The sequence below is a fragment of the Streptomyces sp. NPDC002773 genome (genome assembly GCF_040295605.1).
Lineage (GTDB): Bacteria > Actinomycetota > Actinomycetes > Streptomycetales > Streptomycetaceae > Streptomyces.
Window position 1 is genome coordinate 152,253 of record NZ_JBEOVO010000013.1, and the last position, 15,503, is coordinate 167,755.

The following is a 15,503-nucleotide window of genomic DNA, read 5'->3' on the forward strand; positions in this document are numbered from 1 at the left end:
AGAGGTGTTCTACCCACCCCGGGGCCGTCCGTCATCAGGTTTTACCCGAGGCGCGGGTCCCGGTCCCCGGCGGCCCGCTCGTCGAAGATCCGCATCGCCTTCGCGGTGACCGGGCCGGGCGCCGGCGACAGCTCGCGGCCGTCGACCCGGTGCACGGCCTGCACGTCGCGGAGGGTCGAGGTCAGGAAGATCTCGTCGGCGCTCTCCAGGACGTCCAGCGGCAGGTCGGTCTCGCGCGCTCCGGTCCACTCGACCGCCAGGGCGCGGGTGATGCCCGCGAGGCAGCCGGAGGAGACGGGCGGGGTGAGGATCCGGCCGTCGACCACGACGAAGATATTGGATCCTGTGCCCTCGCAGAGCTGCCCGACGGTGTTGGCGAAGATCGCCTCGGTCGCCCCCTGCTCGCGCGCCCTGGCGAGGGCGACGACGTTCTCGGCGTACGAGGTGGTCTTGAGGCCGGTGAGGGCGCCGCGCTCGTTGCGGGTCCAGGGCACGGTGATCACGGCGGTGGAGTCGGCGCGGCGGCCGGTCTCCCCGAGGGCGACGACGAGGCCGGCCCCGGCGTCGCCGCGCTCCGAGCCGAGCGGGGAGATGCCGCCGGTGTACGTGATGCGGAGCCGGCCCAGCTCCATCGGGTTCGCTTCGAGGACGGCGGCGCAGGCGCGGCGGACCTCGTCGAGGTCCGGGTCGGGCAGCCCGAGGCCACGGGCGGAGCGGGTGAGCCGCTCCAGGTGGAGCGTCAGAGCAAACGTTTCTCCACGCTCGGCCTTGACCGTCTCGAAGACGCCGTCGCCGACGGTCAATCCGTGGTCCAGTACGGAGACCAGGGCGGTCTCCGGTTCGTGCAGCCCGCCGTTGACCCAGAGTTTCATCGAGAAGTGGCCTTTCCGCTCGCCTCAAGGGCGCCTGACTCGTAGGCGCCCGACGCTATCGCGACGAGCCGGGCGGCCTTGAGTTCGGTCTCCTCCCACTCGCGCTCCGGGTCGGAGCCCCAGGTGATCCCGGCGCCGGTGCCGAAGCGGAGCACGCCCTCGGGGCGGTCGATCCAGAAGGTGCGTATGCCGACGGCCAGCTCGGCGGTGCCCACGTCGGCGTCGACCCAGCCGACGCCCCCGCAGTAAGGGCCGCGCGGGGCGGTCTCCAGGGCCTCGATGATCCGCAAGGCGCTGGACTTGGGGGCGCCGGTGACGGAGCCGGGCGGGAAGGTGGCGGCGAGGAGCTCGGGCCAGCCGGCGTCCTCCCGCAGCAGGCCGGTGACGGTGGAGACGAGGTGGACGAGGCCGGGGTGCTCCTCGGTCGCGCAGAGCGCGGGTACGGCGACGGAGCCGGTCTCGCTGACGCGCCCCAGGTCGTTGCGGACCAGGTCGACGATCATCACGTTCTCCGCGTGGTCCTTGGGGAGGAGGTCGGCGGCGGTGCGGCCGGTCCCCTTGATGGGGCCGGAGGTGATCAGGGCCCCTTCCATGCGGAGGTACAGCTCGGGAGAGGCGGTGGCGACCTCCACGCCGTGCGCGGGCAGGCGGATCGTTCCGGCGTAGGGGGCGGGGTTCCCCTCGGCGAGCAGTGCGGTGAGCGCGTCGACGTCGGCGGCGGCCGGGTCCGGCAGCGGGGCGGTCAGCACCCGGCAGAGGTTCGCCTGGTAGACCTCACCGCGCGCGATGTGCTCCCGCACCCGCCGGACGCCCGCGATGTACGCGGCGCGGTCGAGGGACGACGTCCAGTCACCGGCGGCGGGGCCGCGCCAGGCGCCAGGGACGGGCGCGGGAACGCGGTCGGGCCGTACGTCTCCGAAGCGGGCGCAGGTCAGACGCCCTTCGAAGTCCGCACAGACGGCCCAGAAGCCGGTGGAGTCCAGGGCTTCGGGGTCGTGGGTGACATCCCGGAGGTCGGTCGCGACGAGGCCGCCGAAGCGGGCCAGAGGAGCAAGGTCGTACACGCATCGAGTCTAGGTCGGCCGACGGAGGGACACCGGACCGCGGGAGGTGGCGTCTGCCTGCCACCCGGGGAACACGGCGAGTGAACGCGTCGGGAACCCTCCGGGAGGTCCGGCCCGCCGCCCGGGTCGGCCCGCAGGTCAGCACGCTGCGGAAACGCGTTTTTGTGCTGGCCCAGGAATCCGCTAGAGTTCAACACGTCGCCGGGACGCGCAAGCGAAACGGAAACGACAAGCGGACGTGGCTCAGTTGGTAGAGCATCACCTTGCCAAGGTGAGGGTCGCGAGTTCGAATCTCGTCGTCCGCTCGATGTGGGGGATCTTCCCGACCCCTGTATTCACTCCTGGTGGAGTGGCCGAGAGGCGAGGCAACGGCCTGCAAAGCCGTCTACACGGGTTCAAATCCCGTCTCCACCTCCAAGGACGATTAGCTCAGCGGGAGAGCGCTTCCCTGACACGGAAGAGGTCACTGGTTCAATCCCAGTATCGTCCACTGGACCTTCGGGTCCGCGGATCTTCGGATCCCCCGCGCGATTAGCTCAGCGGGAGAGCGCTTCCCTGACACGGAAGAGGTCACTGGTTCAATCCCAGTATCGCGCACGCAGTAGCCAGTACGCAGTGCCTTCGGGTACGAGGTGTACACCCCGCGCGATTAGCTCAGCGGGAGAGCGCTTCCCTGACACGGAAGAGGTCACTGGTTCAATCCCAGTATCGCGCACCACCAAGAAGCCCCCGGCCGCATCTTGCGGCCGGGGGCTTCTTCGTACCCCCGGTCAGGAGGAGAAGAGCATCCGGCCGAAACCGCGCTGACGGTAGTGGCCCCCGCCGTGGTGGCCGCCGTGGTGCGGGGCGCCCCAGGCCGGAGCGGCGGGGGCGGGCTGCGCCGGGTACGCCTGCGGGGCCGGAGGGGCGGGCGGGGCCTGCTGGACCCACTGGGACTCCAGGCGGGTCAGGGACTCCAGCTCGCCGTAGTCCAGGAATATGCCGCGGCAGCCGCTGCACTGCTCGATCTGGACACCGTTGCGGTTGTACGTGTGCATCGCCGCGTGGCACTTGGGGCACTGCATGGTCGGCTCAACTCCCTGACGTCGCCGTTCGTATGGTGGCTTCACTTTACGTGGACGCCTGAGGGGTCTCGGCGGTTCGGTGCCCGGCGATGCGGGCGCAGGTGTCGATCATCACGTCCTCGACCTCGTCGAGCGGTCTGCGCTCGGCCGTCGACTTGGCCAGGGCCAGGGCAGCGGTCTGGACCGTCAGGGCGCGGGCGGGCACGTCGAGTTGGACCCACGGGTCGGCGCCCACGGCGGGGCCTCCCGCCTCCTGGTAGGCGCCGAGGAAACGGGACCAGATCCCCGGGGGCAGGATGCCGGCGGCGAACCAGGCGGCGGGACGGGCCAGATCCCAGGCCGGGTCACCGAGACCGAGGTCGTCGATGTCGATGAGCCGCCAGGCCGGGGCGGGCTCCGCGCCGGTGTCGCGGACGAGTTGGCCGAGGTGGAAGTCGCCGTGGCAGAGACGCCGGGGGCCGCGGGCGGCGGCCGGGTCGGTACCGGGGGCGGCGTCGGGGATCGTCTTCCAGGCGGCGAGGACGGTCGCGGTCGCCGGGTGGTCCGGCGCGGCCCGGCGCATCCGGTCCACGGCGAGGGCCGCCTTGGCGGGCGCCCGCATCGCCGGAAGCCGGGGCCCTGGCGGGGGCGGGGTGCGGTGGAGCAGGGCGAGCAGCCGTGCCGCCTCCTCCCAGGGGGCGGCGTCGGGGTCCGCCGGGTCGACGGGTGGGCCGTACGGCCAGACGGTGACGGGGCGGCCGTCGAGTTCGTCCGGCGCGGGCGCGGGCATCGGAAGGGGCGGGAGGAAGACGCCGGCGACATCCGGGTGCGCGGCCAACGCGACCCGCGCGCGATGCGCCTCGGGGTCGGTGCCGGGGGCGTGTGCCTTGGCGACGAGCCGTCCGTGCCGTACGACGGTCCCGTCGTCCCGGTCGGCGAGCACCCCGACGAGACCACTCGCACACCGGCAGGGCGCACCGGGTCGGTGGGCGGCGTCGTACGCGAGGTCGGCGAGCCGGTCGAGGGGTGGTCGGTGGAGGGGAGGCCGGTCGGTGGAGTCCACGGGGGGAGCGTACGGGGAGGGTCGTACAGGGGGGGGTGCACGGGTTGGTTGTACGGGGGTGGGTGCGCCGGGCGGGGGGCGGTCCCTTCGGCCTGCGGCGGTCGCCGGGCGGCCGGGCCGGGCCGTAAGGGGCGGGCTCGGGCGGTTCCCTCGGCCTGCGGCAGTCGCGGGGGCGTCTGGGCAGGGGCCGGGGTGGCCTCGGCTCCTTGCCGGGCGGGGCGGCCTCCGTCGGGCGGGGGGAATGCGCGAGGGCCGGTCAGCTCCCCAGCTGACCGGCCCCACGCTGCCGTCCGCCGCACCCCCGTCCCCACGGGGCTGATGGCCGGATGTCCCGACCCGGGCCGCTCTCCCGGGTCCGGGGCGCTGTTCAGCGCCCCAGCATCACGCCCACGGACGACGCATGTGTGACCACTGCCTCCCAGCCGCCGAAGACGACCACCAGCAGGGCCGCGAGAGGGAGGACCATGGCCGTGGCCACCAGGGGGTGGCGCTGGCCCGAAGGCCGGGTGCTCGTCCTCGGTGCCGTGAAAGCCATGGGACCTCTCCTGTCGTGTCTGGCGCGGCGGGTGCGTTACCTCGGGGGACGAGTGCTGCACCCGCCGCTTGACCTCAACATTAGGGAGCGGGGAGCGCCGGGACGTCATGCCCTCGTACCGACTTGCGGGCCTCCCGGAGGATGACGGCCGCCCGCGCGGCGTACTCCCCTGGGTGGAGACGCCCCGGGCTCCGATCCCCGGGTCTTCCCGGAGGGCGGCCGGGGGCGTGACATGGCTCACTTCGCCGGTCGTCCCGCGAACGCCCTGGCCCGAGGCCCCCCGTCGGCCCTCACCGGGATTCCGACCCTGCGTCAAGTGTGGCGTCCCGCGCGGGGGTTGGGGGATGGGCCAGGGCTCGTACCTCCGTGCCTTCTCCCCCTCAGCACTGACAATCGATCCCGGTGCGAGGGCGCGGCCTATGAGCACGCGCGGGCGCCACTACGTAAGCTGTGCCACGTCGAACGGACGAGGGGACGGACATGGCGATGATGCGGCTCCGGCGCGAGGATCCGCGGATCGTCGGGTCGTTCCGGCTCCACCGCAGGCTGGGGGCCGGCGGGATGGGCGTCGTGTACCTGGGGTCCGACCGGCGCGGCCAGCGGGTGGCGCTGAAGGTGATCCGGCCCGATCTCGCCGAGGACCAGGAGTTCCGGTCGCGGTTCGCCCGCGAGGTGTCCGCGGCCCGGCGGATCCGCGGCGGCTGCACGGCCCGGCTCGTCGCCGCCGATCTGGAGGCCGAGCGCCCCTGGTTCGCCACCCAGTACGTGCCCGGCCCCTCGCTGCACGACCGCGTCGCCGAGGAGGGCGCGCTGCGCGCCGCCGACGTCGCCACGATCGGGGCGGCCCTCTCGGAGGGCCTCGTCGCCGTCCACGAGGCCGGCGTGGTGCACCGGGACCTCAAGCCCTCGAACATCCTGCTCTCCCCCAAGGGCCCCCGCATCATCGACTTCGGCATCGCCTGGGCGACCGGTGCCAGCACCCTGACCCACGTGGGCACGGCCGTCGGCTCGCCCGGCTTCCTCGCGCCCGAGCAGGTGCGCGGAGCGGCCGTCACCCCCGCCACCGACGTGTTCTCGCTCGGCGCCACCCTGGCGTACGCGGCGATGGCCGACTCCCCCTTCGGGCACGGCAGTTCCGAGGTCATGCTCTACCGGGTGGTGCACGAGGAGCCGCAGCTGCACGGAGTGCCCGACGCGCTCGCGCCGCTGATCCGGGCCTGTCTCGCGAAGGATCCCGAGGACCGCCCCAGCACGCTCCAGCTGTCGATGCGGCTCAAGGAGATCGCGGCGCGCGAGGCGCAGGGGCTGCCGGTCTCCCGGCCGCCCGTGCAGCGGGAGCGGGCCGAGGAGCGGCACACCGTACGGCCGACCGAGCGGTACACCGATCGGGACCTGCCCGGCCGAGGCCCGGAGCGGGGTTCTGAGCGGGGTGCTGATCGGGGTTCTGAGCGGTCGTCGGATCGTGGTCCGGAGCGTGGTGCCGACCGCGGCCAGGGGCGTGGGCCCGGGCCGCGGACCGGGGGGCGGCCCGCGACGCGGCCGGGCGCCCGTACGACGTCGACGGGGCGCCGCCCCGCCAACCCCCGGCTGCTGCGCCAGCGGCTCTTCGTCTTCGTCGTCGTGACCCTGGTGGTGGCCCTGGGCATCGCCGCCGCCCAGGCCCTTCAGGGATAGGGCCCGGGTTCCGGCGCCGTCAGGATTCCGGGCGGCCCGTCGCCACCGCGTAGAAGGCGACCGCCGCCGCCGCGCCCACGTTCAGTGAGTCGACGCCATGGGCCATCGGGATGCGGACCCACTCGTCCGCCGCCCGCAGCGCCTGCGTCGACAGGCCGTCGCCCTCCGCCCCCAGCATCAGGGCCACCCGATCGAGGCGGTGCGGGGCGGCCTCGTCGATCGCGGTCGCCTTCTCCGCCGGGGTGAGCGCCAGAAGCTTGAAACCCGCCTCCCGCACGGCCTCCAGGCCGCGCGGCCAGGTGTCGAGCCGGGCGTACGGCACCGAGAACACCGCGCCCATGGACACCTTCACGGAACGCCGGTACAGCGGGTCCGCGCAGTCCGGCGAGAGCAGCACCGCGTCCATGCCGAGGGCCGCCGCGCTGCGGAAGATCGCACCGATGTTGGTGTGGTCGTTGACCGACTCCATGACGACCACCCGGCGGGCGTCCACCAGCAGTTCGGCCGCGTCCGGGAGCGGCTTGCGCTGCATGGAGGCGAGGGCGCCCCGGTGCACGTGATAGCCGGTGACGCGCTCCGCGAGGTCCGGCTGGATCGCGTACACCGGCGCCGGTACCTCGTCGATGACGTCCCGCATGACATCGACCCACTTGGCGGACAGCAGCATCGACCGCATCTCGTACCCGGCCTGCCTGGCCCGGCGGATGACCTTCTCGCCCTCCGCGATGAACAGGCCCTCGGCCGGCTCACGTCTGCGGCGCAGCTCGACGTCGGTCAGGCCGGTGTAGTCGCTGAGGCGCGGGTCGTCGGGGTCGTCGATCGTGATGAGTTCGGCCACGAGGTGATACTGCCTTGTCCGGGGTGTGGTGCCAATGTGTGGGACGGGGGGTGCGTGCGGGGGTGGTCGCCCCCGGTCGGCGGGCCCGGGAAGCTACTTCGCCCGGCGGTCGGGGCCCTCCGCCACCACGTCGCCGATGACGATGACGGCCGGCGGGCGGACCTCCTCGGCCCTGACGGTCTCCGCGACCGTCGCGAGGGTGGCGTCCACCCGGCGCTGGGACGCGGTGGTGCCTTCCTGGACCAGGGCCAGCGGCGTCTCCGGGTTCTTGCCGTGGGCGATGAGCGCCTCGGCGATCTTCCCGATCTTGTCGACGCCCATGAGGATGACGAGGGTGCCCGTGAGCTTCGCGAGCGACGCCCAGTCGACGAGGGAACGCGGGTCGTCGGGGGCGACGTGACCGCTGACCACCGTGAACTCGTGCGCCACCCCGCGGTGCGTCACCGGGATGCCGGCCGCGCCCGGGACCGAGATCGAGCTGGAGATGCCCGGGACCACCGTGCAGGCGATGCCCTCGGCGGCGAGCGCCTGCGCCTCCTCCATGCCGCGGCCGAAGACGAACGGGTCGCCGCCCTTGAGCCGCACGACGGACCTGCCCGCCTTCGCGTGCTCGATCAGCGCGTTGTTGATGGCCTCCTGGGCCATGAACCGGCCGTACGGGATCTTCGCCGCGTCGATCACCTCGACGTGCGGGGGCAGCTCGTCCAGGAGGTCTCGCGGGCCGAGGCGGTCCGCGATGACCACGTCCGCCTCCGCGAGCAGCCGGCGGCCGCGCACCGTGATCAGGTCCGGGTCGCCGGGGCCGCCGCCGACCAGGGCGACGAAGGGGGTGCGCGAGCGGTGCGCCGGCGCGGCGATCGAGCCGTCGCGGAGGCCCTCGACGATCGCGTCGCGGACCGCGGCCGAGCGGCGGGGGTCGTGGCCCGTGAGCACGGCCACCGTGACGCCCGCGTCGCGGCCGGTCGCCGGGGTCCACGCGGTGGCCGCCTCGGCGTCGTCGGCGCGTACGCACCAGGTCCTGGTGCGCTCGGCCTCTGCGGATGCGGCGGCGTTCGAGGCGGGGTCCGTGGTGGCGACCAGGGCGTACCAGGCGTCGGCGAGGTCGCCGTCCTCGTACCGCCGCTTGGTCCAGGTGATCTCGCCGGCCTCGGCCATGGCCTCGACGGAGGGGGTCGCGGACGGGGAGACCAGCGTGATGTCGGCGCCCGCGGCGATCAGGGCGGGCAGCCGGCGCTGGGCGACCTGGCCGCCGCCGAGAACGACGACGCGGCGGCCGGCCAGGCGCAGGCCGACGGGGTAGGCGGGGTGGTCGGCGGTGTCGGCCATGGGTGAGCGGCTCCTCGGAGAGCGTGGCGGTGCGAACGAGGGGGCGCCGCTGCGGCTGTGGAGCGGCTCGTACAGGGTCACGATATCTGTGACCTGGGGTTTGCACGGTGTGATGGATGTCCCGGTAGATGTTCCGCCCACCGGTGGGGCCGGGGTGGTTGCCCCTGCGCGTCCCCCACTCCCGTGGGTGGGGGACGCGTCCTTCGTGCTACTTCTCGGTGACGCCCGCCGAGTCGAACGTGGCCACCTCGTGCATGGCGCGGGCCGCGCTCTGCACCAGCGGGAGGGCGAGCAGGGCGCCCGTGCCCTCGCCCAGGCGGAGGTCCAGGTCCACCAGGGGGCGCAGGCCCAGCTTGTTGAGGGCCGCCACGTGGCCCGGCTCGGCGCTGCGGTGGCCCGCGATGCAGGCCGCAAGGGCCTCGGGCGCGATGGCCCTGGCCACGAGCGCCGCCGCGCCGGTGGACACGCCGTCGAGGATGACCGGGGTACGGAGGGAGGCCGCGCCCAGGATCAGGCCGACGAGGGCCGCGTGCTCCAGGCCGCCCACCGCCGAGAGGACGCCGATCGGGTCCGCCGGGTCCGGGTTGTGGAGGTCGAGGGCACGGCGGACCACGTCCACCTTGCGGGCGTGCGTCTCGTCGTTGATGCCCGTGCCCCGGCCCGTGACCTCGGCGGCGTCCACTCCGGTGTAGACCGAGATCAGGGCGGCGGACGCGGTGGTGTTCGCGATGCCCATCTCACCCGTGAGGAGTGCCTTGTTGCCGGCGGCGACCAGGTCGCGGGCCGTCTCGATGCCCACCTCGATCGCGGCGAGGACTTCTTCGCGGGTCATCGCGAGACCCGTGGTGAAGTCGCCGGTGCCGGGGCGGACCTTGCGCGGGAGGAGGCCCGGCGTGGCCGGGAGTTCGGAGGCGACGCCCACGTCGATGACGCAGACCTCGGCGCCGACCTGGTTCGCGAAGGCGTTGCAGACCGCTCCCCCGCCGAGGAAGTTGGCCACCATCTGCCCGGTGACCTCCTGCGGCCAGGGCGTGACGCCTTGGGCGTGCACGCCGTGGTCGCCCGCGAAGATCGCGACGGCGGCGGGCTCCGGGATCGGCGGCGGGCAGACCCGGGAGAGACCGGAGAGCTGGGCGGAGATGATCTCCAGCATGCCCAGGGCCCCCGCGGGCTTGGTCATGCGCTTCTGGCGCTCCCACGCCTCGCCGAGCGCCTTGGCGTCCAGCGGGCGGATGTTGGCGACGGTCTCCTGGAGCAGGTCGTGCGGCTCCTCGCCGGGCAGGGCGCGGCGGCCGTACGTCTCCTCGTGGACGACCCAGGCCAGCGGGCGGCGCTTGGACCAGCCCGCCTGCATCAGCTCGGGCTCCTCGGGGAACTCGTCGACGTACCCCACACAGAGGTACGCGACCACTTCGAGGTGCTCGGGCAGGCCCAGGGTGCGGACCATCTCGCGCTCGTCGAAGAAGCTGACCCAGCCGACGCCGAGGCCCTCGGCGCGGGCGGCGAGCCAGAGGTTCTCGACGGCGAGGGCCGAGGAGTACGGGGCCATCTGCGGCTGCGTGTAGCGGCCCAGGGTGTGGCGGCCGCCCCGGGTGGGGTCGGCGGTCACGACGATGTTGACCGGGGTGTCGAGGATGGCCTCGATCTTCAGTTCCTTGAACTGCTTGGCCCGCGCCTTGGGGAGGGACTTGGCGTACGCCTCGCGCTGCCGCTGGGCCAGCTCGTGCATCGTCTGCCGGGTCTCGGCGGAGCGGATGACGACGAAGTCCCAGGGCTGCGAGTGGCCGACGCTGGGGGCCGTGTGGGCGGCCTCCAGGACGCGGAGCAGCACCTCGTGCGGGATCGGGTCGGAGCGGAAGCCGTTGCGGATGTCGCGGCGCTCGCGCATCACGCGGAGGACGGCCTCGCGCTCGGCGTCGTCGTAGCCCGGCGCGGGGGCCGACGCCACGAGCGGCTGAGGGGCTTCCTCTGTTTCCGTGTCGTGCGGGGTCTGTTCCTGTGCCGGAGCGGCTTCGGGGGCCGCGGCCTCCTGCGGAAGCGGCCCGGGGGCCGCTTCGTCGGGGAGTTCCTCGGAGGTCTCGGCCTGCTGCGGGAGCGCCTCGGGGGCGTCCGTGGGAGCGGCTGCCTCTGCTGCCTCTGCCTCTGCCTCGGGGAGCGTTTCCACGGGCTCGGGCAGGGGGGCCTCGTCGGGGGCCGGCTGCTCAGTGGCCGGCTGTTCCGTGGCCGCGGCTTCGGGCGCCGGGGCCGGCTCGGGCTGGGCCTCCGGGGTCTCCTCCTGGACGAACGGGATCTCGTCGGCGACCGCCTCCACGGCGGGTTCCTCGGGGGCCTGCTCCTCCGGCGGGGCCGGGGCGGCTTCCGCGACGGGCTGCGCCTCGGGCTCCGGCGCCTGCTCGGCCTCGGGCTCCTGCGTCGCCGGGGCGGCGGGCTCTTCGGCGACCGCCGTCGCGGGCTCGGCCTCGCGGGGGGCGGGGACCGTCACCTGGGGTTCGGTCGTCTCCGGGACGGCCTCCGCGACGGGGGCCTCTGCCTCGGCGGGCGCCACGGGCTCGGCGGGCGTTTCGGCCTCGATGGCCGTCTCGGCCTCGGCGGGTGCCGCCGGCTCGGACGGCTCCTCCGGCTCGGTCGCCGGGGCCTGCTCGGTCGCCGGGATCGGCTCCGTCGCGGGGGCCGGGGCCAGGTGCGGGGTCGTCGGGATGCTGCCCTCGACCTGGACGAACTGGCCGGTCTCCGGGACGACCGTTTCTGCGGGGGTGTCGGCCCCCGGTGCCACGGGCTCCTGCGGCTGTGCGGCCCACGGCTCGGCGCCCTGCGGCGCGAGCTGCTGGTCCTGTGCGATGTCGAAGTACTCGGGGCCGGTGGTGGGCGGGCCCGGGTTCCGTACCGGCACCGGCGCGGGGCCGGTGGCCACGAGAGTCTCGGGAGCGGGGGCCGGCGCGGGCTGCGGAGCCGGGGCGGGCGCGGTAGCGGGTCCCCGGTCGGCAAGGGAGAGCACGACACCGCCGGCCTCGGGCATGGGCGGGCCCATGTGCAGCGGGCGGCGCGCGGGCTGCGGGGTCGGGACCGCGGCGGGCGGTGGCACCCGGACGCCGCCGAGGTCCACGGAGCCGGAGTCACGGCCGGCGGCCTCGTGGGCGCCGGTGTCGAGGACGCCGGGCTGGTAGCCGTGGTCGGTGGAGACCGGCTCCTGCGGGGCGGCGGGCACACCGTGCGCGGGGGTGCCGGTCGTCCGGTCGAGCGGGACGCCGTGCGCGGGCGTACCCGTCAGCTGGTCCGTCGGGACGCCGTGCGCCGGGGTGCCGGTGGGCTGGTCCAGCGGGACGCCGTGGGCGGGCGTACCGGCGAGCGGGACGCCCTGCGGCGGGGTCTGGTTCTGCGGGGCCGTCAGCACGTCGCCGAGGGCGACGGCGTCCAGCGGGGCCGTGAGCGGGTCCGGCAGGGGGTCGGTCAGCGGGTCGCCCATCGGGACCTGCGCCTCCACGGCCTGCGCGGCCGGGGCCGCCTGGTGCGGCAGGCCCTGCTGGGGCGCCGCCTGGTGCGGGACGACGGGTGCCGGCGGGGGCGGCACGGCGACCGGCGGCGCGGGCGCGACGCCCGGCGGATGCTCGCTCCAGGCGCCCTGGGCACCCGGCATGAGAAGCAGGTCGTCGTCCTCGGTGGTGTGCTCGGAGGGGTCCAGGAAGGTGTACGCGCCCGGTGCGGGGATGCCCGGCTGCTCGACCATGCCTGCGTTCTCCGGCAGCCCCTCGCCCGGGACCTGGCCGGTGTCCGTCATGCGTACCCCTCGCCCATCGCTTGTGCTTCCTTCAGACCTGCGCCCGTCGACAAGAACGAGCGCGTGCGCCGCGCGGCACGAAGGACACGCGGGCACTCACACATTGTCGCCGCCGACGGCCGTCGTGGCAGGGAGATTCGCCACGGTGCGCTGTGGACTGCGCCACGTCGCGCGGTCCCCCCATGTCGCGTACCACGTCAGCGGCGCAAAACGGCCACTTGTTCAGGGCATTGGCGAACAGATCGCCGAACATCCGGATGCGGTACAACAATCGGCCAGCCTACCTGGCCCGGCGGGCGGCACCGTCACGGGTGGGAAACGTCGGCACGGCGGCCGGACAGCAGGAAGACGACCGAACGCTCGCGTTCCGACCAGTCGGCCGGGTCGAGTCCGACGGTCTGCAGGAGGAGGCTCTCCACGGTGTAGCCGCCGTCGGCGAGGGCGGCGCCGATCGCCTCGGCCTCGTCGCGGGTGGAGGCGTGGGCGACGATCCGTTCCGGACGCCGGTCGGCGCAGGCGGTGACGACGGGCACCCCGCCGGCCGCGATCCGTACGACATCGGGTTCGGGCAGGCTCTCCAGGACGTGCGGGGCGCGCCCCGGAACGGTCTGGAGGGGTACGCCGTGGCGGCGGGCGACCTGCTCGGTGCGGGCGCAGGCCGCCGGGTCGATGTCCACGGCGATGACGGCGGCGCCGAAGCGGGCGGCCTCGACGGAGAAGGCGCCGCTCGCGCAGCCGATGTCCCAGACGAGGTCGCCGGTGCGGGGGCCGAGGCGGGCGAGCTGGGCGGCGCGCAGGGTGGGGTCCTCGCCGGCGCCGGCGCCGCGTGCGGCGGGGGCGTAACCCTCGGGGACGTACTGCTCGGGGGCGTACTCCTCCGTGGGCAGGCCCCAGCCGCGTACCGGAAGCGCGCTGGTGTCCTGGCCCATCAGCCAGGGGGCGGCGGGAGCGCCGCCGGAGGTGCCGCCGATGACGAGGACGACGTTCGGATCGCGCCAGGTGTGGTCGGCGGCCTTGTCGGAGGTGAGGACGGAGACCTGTTCGCGGGCGGTGCCGAGTTCCTCGCAGACCACGAAGGTGCGGTGGACGCCGTCGAGGAGGAGGGCGAGTTCGGCGGGTCCCGCGCCGGGTGAGGTGAGGACGGCGACCTTGGGGTGGGCGCGGCAGACGTTGACGGCGCGGCGCAGGGTCCGCTGGTGGGCGACGACGATCCGGGCGTCCTCCCAGGGCATTCCGGCCCGTGCGAAGGCGGCGGCGACGGAGGAGACGGCGGGGACGACCTCGACCTCCAGGCCGTGCTCGGGGGCGCGCAGGGTGCGGACGACACCGAAGAAGCCGGGGTCGCCGTCGGCGAGGACGACGGCCGTGCCGCGGTGGCCGGCGATCCGGCGGGCGGCGAGGTCGACGCTACCGAGGCGGATGCGTTCGGCGCCGGGCGGCACCTCGGGCAGGGCCAGGTGGTGGGCTGCTCCGGCCACCAGGGTGGCGGCGGAGAGCGCGGACCGGGCCGCCGCGGTGAGAGGTGAGCCGTCCCAGCCGATCACCGTGACGCGGTCGGCCATCGTCGTCTGTCTCCTGGTGTCGTCGCAGGTCGGGAGCGTGCCGAGCGTACCCCGAGTCGGCTGCCGGGGCTCAGTTCCACTCGGTGTACGAGGAGTATCCGGCCTCGGCCATCTGGTCGGCGACGCCGTCGAGGTCCTCGGGGAGGAGGCCCCAGACGATGAAGTCGGTGCGCAGTTCGGTCCACTCGCCGTCCTCGGTGCGGGTGCGGGCTATGCAGGCGTTGCGCAGGACGCCCTCGCTGATGCAGCCGATCTTCTGGGCGACCTGCTGGGAGGCGGTGTTGCCGGCGGCGGTGCGCAGCTCAAGGCGTTCGAACCGCTGGTCGCCGAAGAGCCATTGGGCGGTGGCGAGCGAGGCCTCGGAGGCGTAACCCTCGCCGCGGGCCCAGGGGGCGATGATGTACGAGATCTCGGTGGAGCGGACGTGCCAGTCGGTGTTGCCCAGTTGGATGACGCCGACCAGGCGCTGGGTGAGGAACTCGGTGACGGCGAGGTCGATGCCGCGGCCGGCGGCGCGTTCGGTCGGCGCGTACTCGGTGATCCAGGTGCGGGCGGCGGCCTCGGTGTACGGCTGGGGCACGGCGGTCCAGGCGGCGACGAGCTCGTCGTTCATCATCTCGGCGAGGGCGGGGGCGTCCGCCTCCTCCAGCGCGCGCAGCACCAACCGGTCCGTGTTGATGGAGATGTCCGGAAAGGTGGTAGTCATGCGCAGCTCCATGCCGTGGACCGTCCGAATCGACCGTGAACGCACAGCATGCAGCATGCGGCCGCCGGTACGCATGGCCGGGTGGGTGGTCGGGCGGGCGGTCGGGCGGGGTGCGGCGAAGGCCCCGCGCACCGGACGGGGTGCGGGGGCCTTCTGCTCAAGGACGGTACGAGGGAACCGGTCTGACGGTGCCTCGGGCGCCGGACCCTACTTGGCGGGGCCGAAGGCCGGGATGACCGAGCCCTTGTAGGTGTCCTCGATGTACTTCTTCACCTCGGGCGAGTTGAGGAGCTTCGCGAGCTTCTGCACGCGGGCGTCCTTCTCGTCGCCCTCCTTGACGGCGAGGAAGTTGGCGTACGGGTTGCCGTCGGCCTTCTCCAGGACGAGGGCGTCCTTCGCCGGGGAGAGCTTGGCCTCGATGGCGTAGTTGCCGTTGATGACGGCGGCGTCCACGTCGTTCAGGGCGCGGGGCACGGTGGCGGCCTCCAGCTCCTTGAACTCCAGGCCCTTCTTGTCGGTGATGTCGGAGAGCTTGGCGTTGGTGCCGACGCCCGGCTTGATGGTGATCAGGCCGTTCTCGGCGAGCAGTTGGAGGGCGCGGCCGCCGTTGGTGGTGTCGTTCGGGACGGCGATGGTCTGGCCCGCCTTGATGTCCTTCACCGACTTGAGGTTCTTGGAGTAGAGGCCCAACGGCTCCAGGTGGACGTTGACCACCGGGACGACGTGGGTGTTGTTCTTCTTGTTGAAGTCGTCGAGGTACGGCTTGTGCTGGAAGTAGTTGGCGTCGACCTGGCCGGTCTCGGTGGCGGTGTTCGGCAGGACGTAGTCCGTGAACTCCTTCACCTCCAGCTTCAGGCCGGCCTTCTCGGCCAGGTTGTCCTTGACGTAGTTGAGGATGTCGGCGTGCGGCGTCGGGGACGCGGCGACGACGAGCGCCTCGGAGGAGGACGGGTCCGAGGAGGTGCCGCAGGCGCTGAGCCCGAGGGCGAGCGCGGCGGTGGCGGCGATACCGGCGGTGAGCTTGATGTTCTTACGCACGAAGAGT

General features: G+C 73.7%; 12 protein-coding genes and 5 tRNA genes. 6 read left to right on the forward strand and 11 right to left on the reverse strand.

Translation table 11 applies throughout. The annotated features are described in order from the left end of the window. Positions 1–41: 41 nt before the first annotated feature. Positions 42–872 (reverse strand): aminotransferase class IV, encoded by an 831-nt coding sequence (locus ABT034_RS18240; RefSeq protein ID WP_351216278.1) that lies wholly within the window; start codon positions 870–872, stop codon positions 42–44. After that, the gene (locus ABT034_RS18245) at positions 869–1,936 is read right to left on the reverse strand and encodes a chorismate-binding protein (RefSeq protein ID WP_351216280.1); all 1,068 of its coding nucleotides are present in this window, start codon (positions 1,934–1,936) and stop codon (positions 869–871) included. Before ABT034_RS18245 ends, ABT034_RS18240 begins: the two co-directional genes overlap by 4 nt. A 232-nt stretch (positions 1,937–2,168) precedes the next feature. On the opposite strand from ABT034_RS18245, the gene ABT034_RS18250 reads away from it, so the two are divergent. The 5 genes from ABT034_RS18250 to ABT034_RS18270 all read left to right on the forward strand — a co-directional run bounded on the left by ABT034_RS18250 (position 2,169) and on the right by ABT034_RS18270 (position 2,654). Next, positions 2,169–2,241 (forward strand) — tRNA-Gly (locus ABT034_RS18250). 38 nt (positions 2,242–2,279) lie between these two features. Beyond that, positions 2,280–2,353: transfer RNA gene (locus ABT034_RS18255), tRNA-Cys, on the forward strand. A gap of 1 nt (position 2,354) precedes the next feature. Then, positions 2,355–2,426, forward strand: a tRNA-Val gene (locus tag ABT034_RS18260). Positions 2,427–2,461: 35 nt separating this feature from the next. Beyond that, a tRNA-Val gene (locus tag ABT034_RS18265) sits at positions 2,462–2,533 on the forward strand. Between the two features lie 46 nt (positions 2,534–2,579). Continuing rightward, positions 2,580–2,654 (forward strand) — tRNA-Val (locus ABT034_RS18270). A gap of 52 nt (positions 2,655–2,706) precedes the next feature. On the opposite strand, the gene ABT034_RS18275 is transcribed toward ABT034_RS18270, so the two are convergent. The 3 genes from ABT034_RS18275 to ABT034_RS18285 form a co-directional block, all read right to left on the reverse strand. Further along, a complete protein-coding gene (locus tag ABT034_RS18275; RefSeq protein ID WP_266889767.1) occupies positions 2,707–3,000 on the reverse strand; it encodes a TFIIB-type zinc ribbon-containing protein in 294 nt (97 codons plus the stop codon). Positions 3,001–3,046: 46 nt separating this feature from the next. Beyond that, positions 3,047–4,042 (reverse strand): aminoglycoside phosphotransferase family protein, encoded by a 996-nt coding sequence (locus ABT034_RS18280; protein ID WP_351216282.1) that lies wholly within the window; start codon positions 4,040–4,042, stop codon positions 3,047–3,049. Positions 4,043–4,409: 367 nt separating this feature from the next. Next, positions 4,410–4,577: a hypothetical protein gene (locus tag ABT034_RS18285; RefSeq protein WP_351216283.1), complete on the reverse strand. Its 168-nt coding sequence runs from the start codon at positions 4,575–4,577 to the stop codon at positions 4,410–4,412. Positions 4,578–5,057: 480 nt separating this feature from the next. On the opposite strand from ABT034_RS18285, the gene ABT034_RS18290 reads away from it, so the two are divergent. Then, positions 5,058–6,251, forward strand: a complete 1,194-nt coding sequence (locus ABT034_RS18290) for a serine/threonine-protein kinase (RefSeq protein WP_351216284.1) — start codon at positions 5,058–5,060, stop codon at positions 6,249–6,251. Positions 6,252–6,270: 19 nt separating this feature from the next. Here the strand turns inward: ABT034_RS18290 and ABT034_RS18295 are convergent, their stop codons facing one another. The 6 genes from ABT034_RS18295 to ABT034_RS18320 form a co-directional block, all read right to left on the reverse strand. Then, the gene (locus ABT034_RS18295; RefSeq protein WP_351216286.1) at positions 6,271–7,089 is read right to left on the reverse strand and encodes a TrmH family RNA methyltransferase; all 819 of its coding nucleotides are present in this window, start codon (positions 7,087–7,089) and stop codon (positions 6,271–6,273) included. A 93-nt stretch (positions 7,090–7,182) separates the two neighbouring features. Further along, positions 7,183–8,415, reverse strand: coding sequence for a uroporphyrinogen-III C-methyltransferase (gene cobA, locus ABT034_RS18300; RefSeq protein WP_351216288.1), 1,233 nt, complete (start codon positions 8,413–8,415; stop codon positions 7,183–7,185). Positions 8,416–8,623: 208 nt separating this feature from the next. Further along, positions 8,624–12,190, reverse strand: a complete 3,567-nt coding sequence (gene cobT, locus ABT034_RS18305; RefSeq protein WP_351216290.1) for a nicotinate-nucleotide--dimethylbenzimidazole phosphoribosyltransferase — start codon at positions 12,188–12,190, stop codon at positions 8,624–8,626. 305 nt (positions 12,191–12,495) lie between these two features. Beyond that, a complete protein-coding gene (cbiE, locus tag ABT034_RS18310) occupies positions 12,496–13,752 on the reverse strand; it encodes a precorrin-6y C5,15-methyltransferase (decarboxylating) subunit CbiE (RefSeq protein ID WP_351216292.1) in 1,257 nt (418 codons plus the stop codon). Positions 13,753–13,822: 70 nt separating this feature from the next. Next, on the reverse strand, positions 13,823–14,458 hold the full coding sequence (locus tag ABT034_RS18315; RefSeq protein ID WP_351216294.1) for a GNAT family N-acetyltransferase: 636 nt from the start codon (positions 14,456–14,458) through the stop codon (positions 13,823–13,825). Between the two features lie 207 nt (positions 14,459–14,665). Then, a complete protein-coding gene (locus ABT034_RS18320; RefSeq protein ID WP_351216296.1) occupies positions 14,666–15,496 on the reverse strand; it encodes a MetQ/NlpA family ABC transporter substrate-binding protein in 831 nt (276 codons plus the stop codon). Positions 15,497–15,503 lie beyond the last annotated feature (7 nt).

Excerpts from the sequence above, each read along its gene's own strand:
- ABT034_RS18240 (WP_351216278.1), bottom strand. The coding sequence starts at position 872 with ATGAAACTCTGGGTCAACGGCGGGCTGCACGAACCGGAGACCGCCCTG.
- ABT034_RS18275 (WP_266889767.1), bottom strand. The coding sequence starts at position 3,000 with ATGCAGTGCCCCAAGTGCCACGCGGCGATGCACACGTACAACCGCAAC.
- ABT034_RS18285 (WP_351216283.1), bottom strand. The coding sequence starts at position 4,577 with ATGGCTTTCACGGCACCGAGGACGAGCACCCGGCCTTCGGGCCAGCGC.
- ABT034_RS18290 (WP_351216284.1), top strand. The coding sequence starts at position 5,058 with ATGGCGATGATGCGGCTCCGGCGCGAGGATCCGCGGATCGTCGGGTCG.
- cobA (WP_351216288.1), bottom strand. The coding sequence starts at position 8,415 with ATGGCCGACACCGCCGACCACCCCGCCTACCCCGTCGGCCTGCGCCTG.
- cobT (WP_351216290.1), bottom strand. The coding sequence starts at position 12,190 with ATGACGGACACCGGCCAGGTCCCGGGCGAGGGGCTGCCGGAGAACGCA.
- cbiE (WP_351216292.1), bottom strand. The coding sequence starts at position 13,752 with ATGGCCGACCGCGTCACGGTGATCGGCTGGGACGGCTCACCTCTCACC.
- ABT034_RS18315 (WP_351216294.1), bottom strand. The coding sequence starts at position 14,458 with ATGACTACCACCTTTCCGGACATCTCCATCAACACGGACCGGTTGGTG.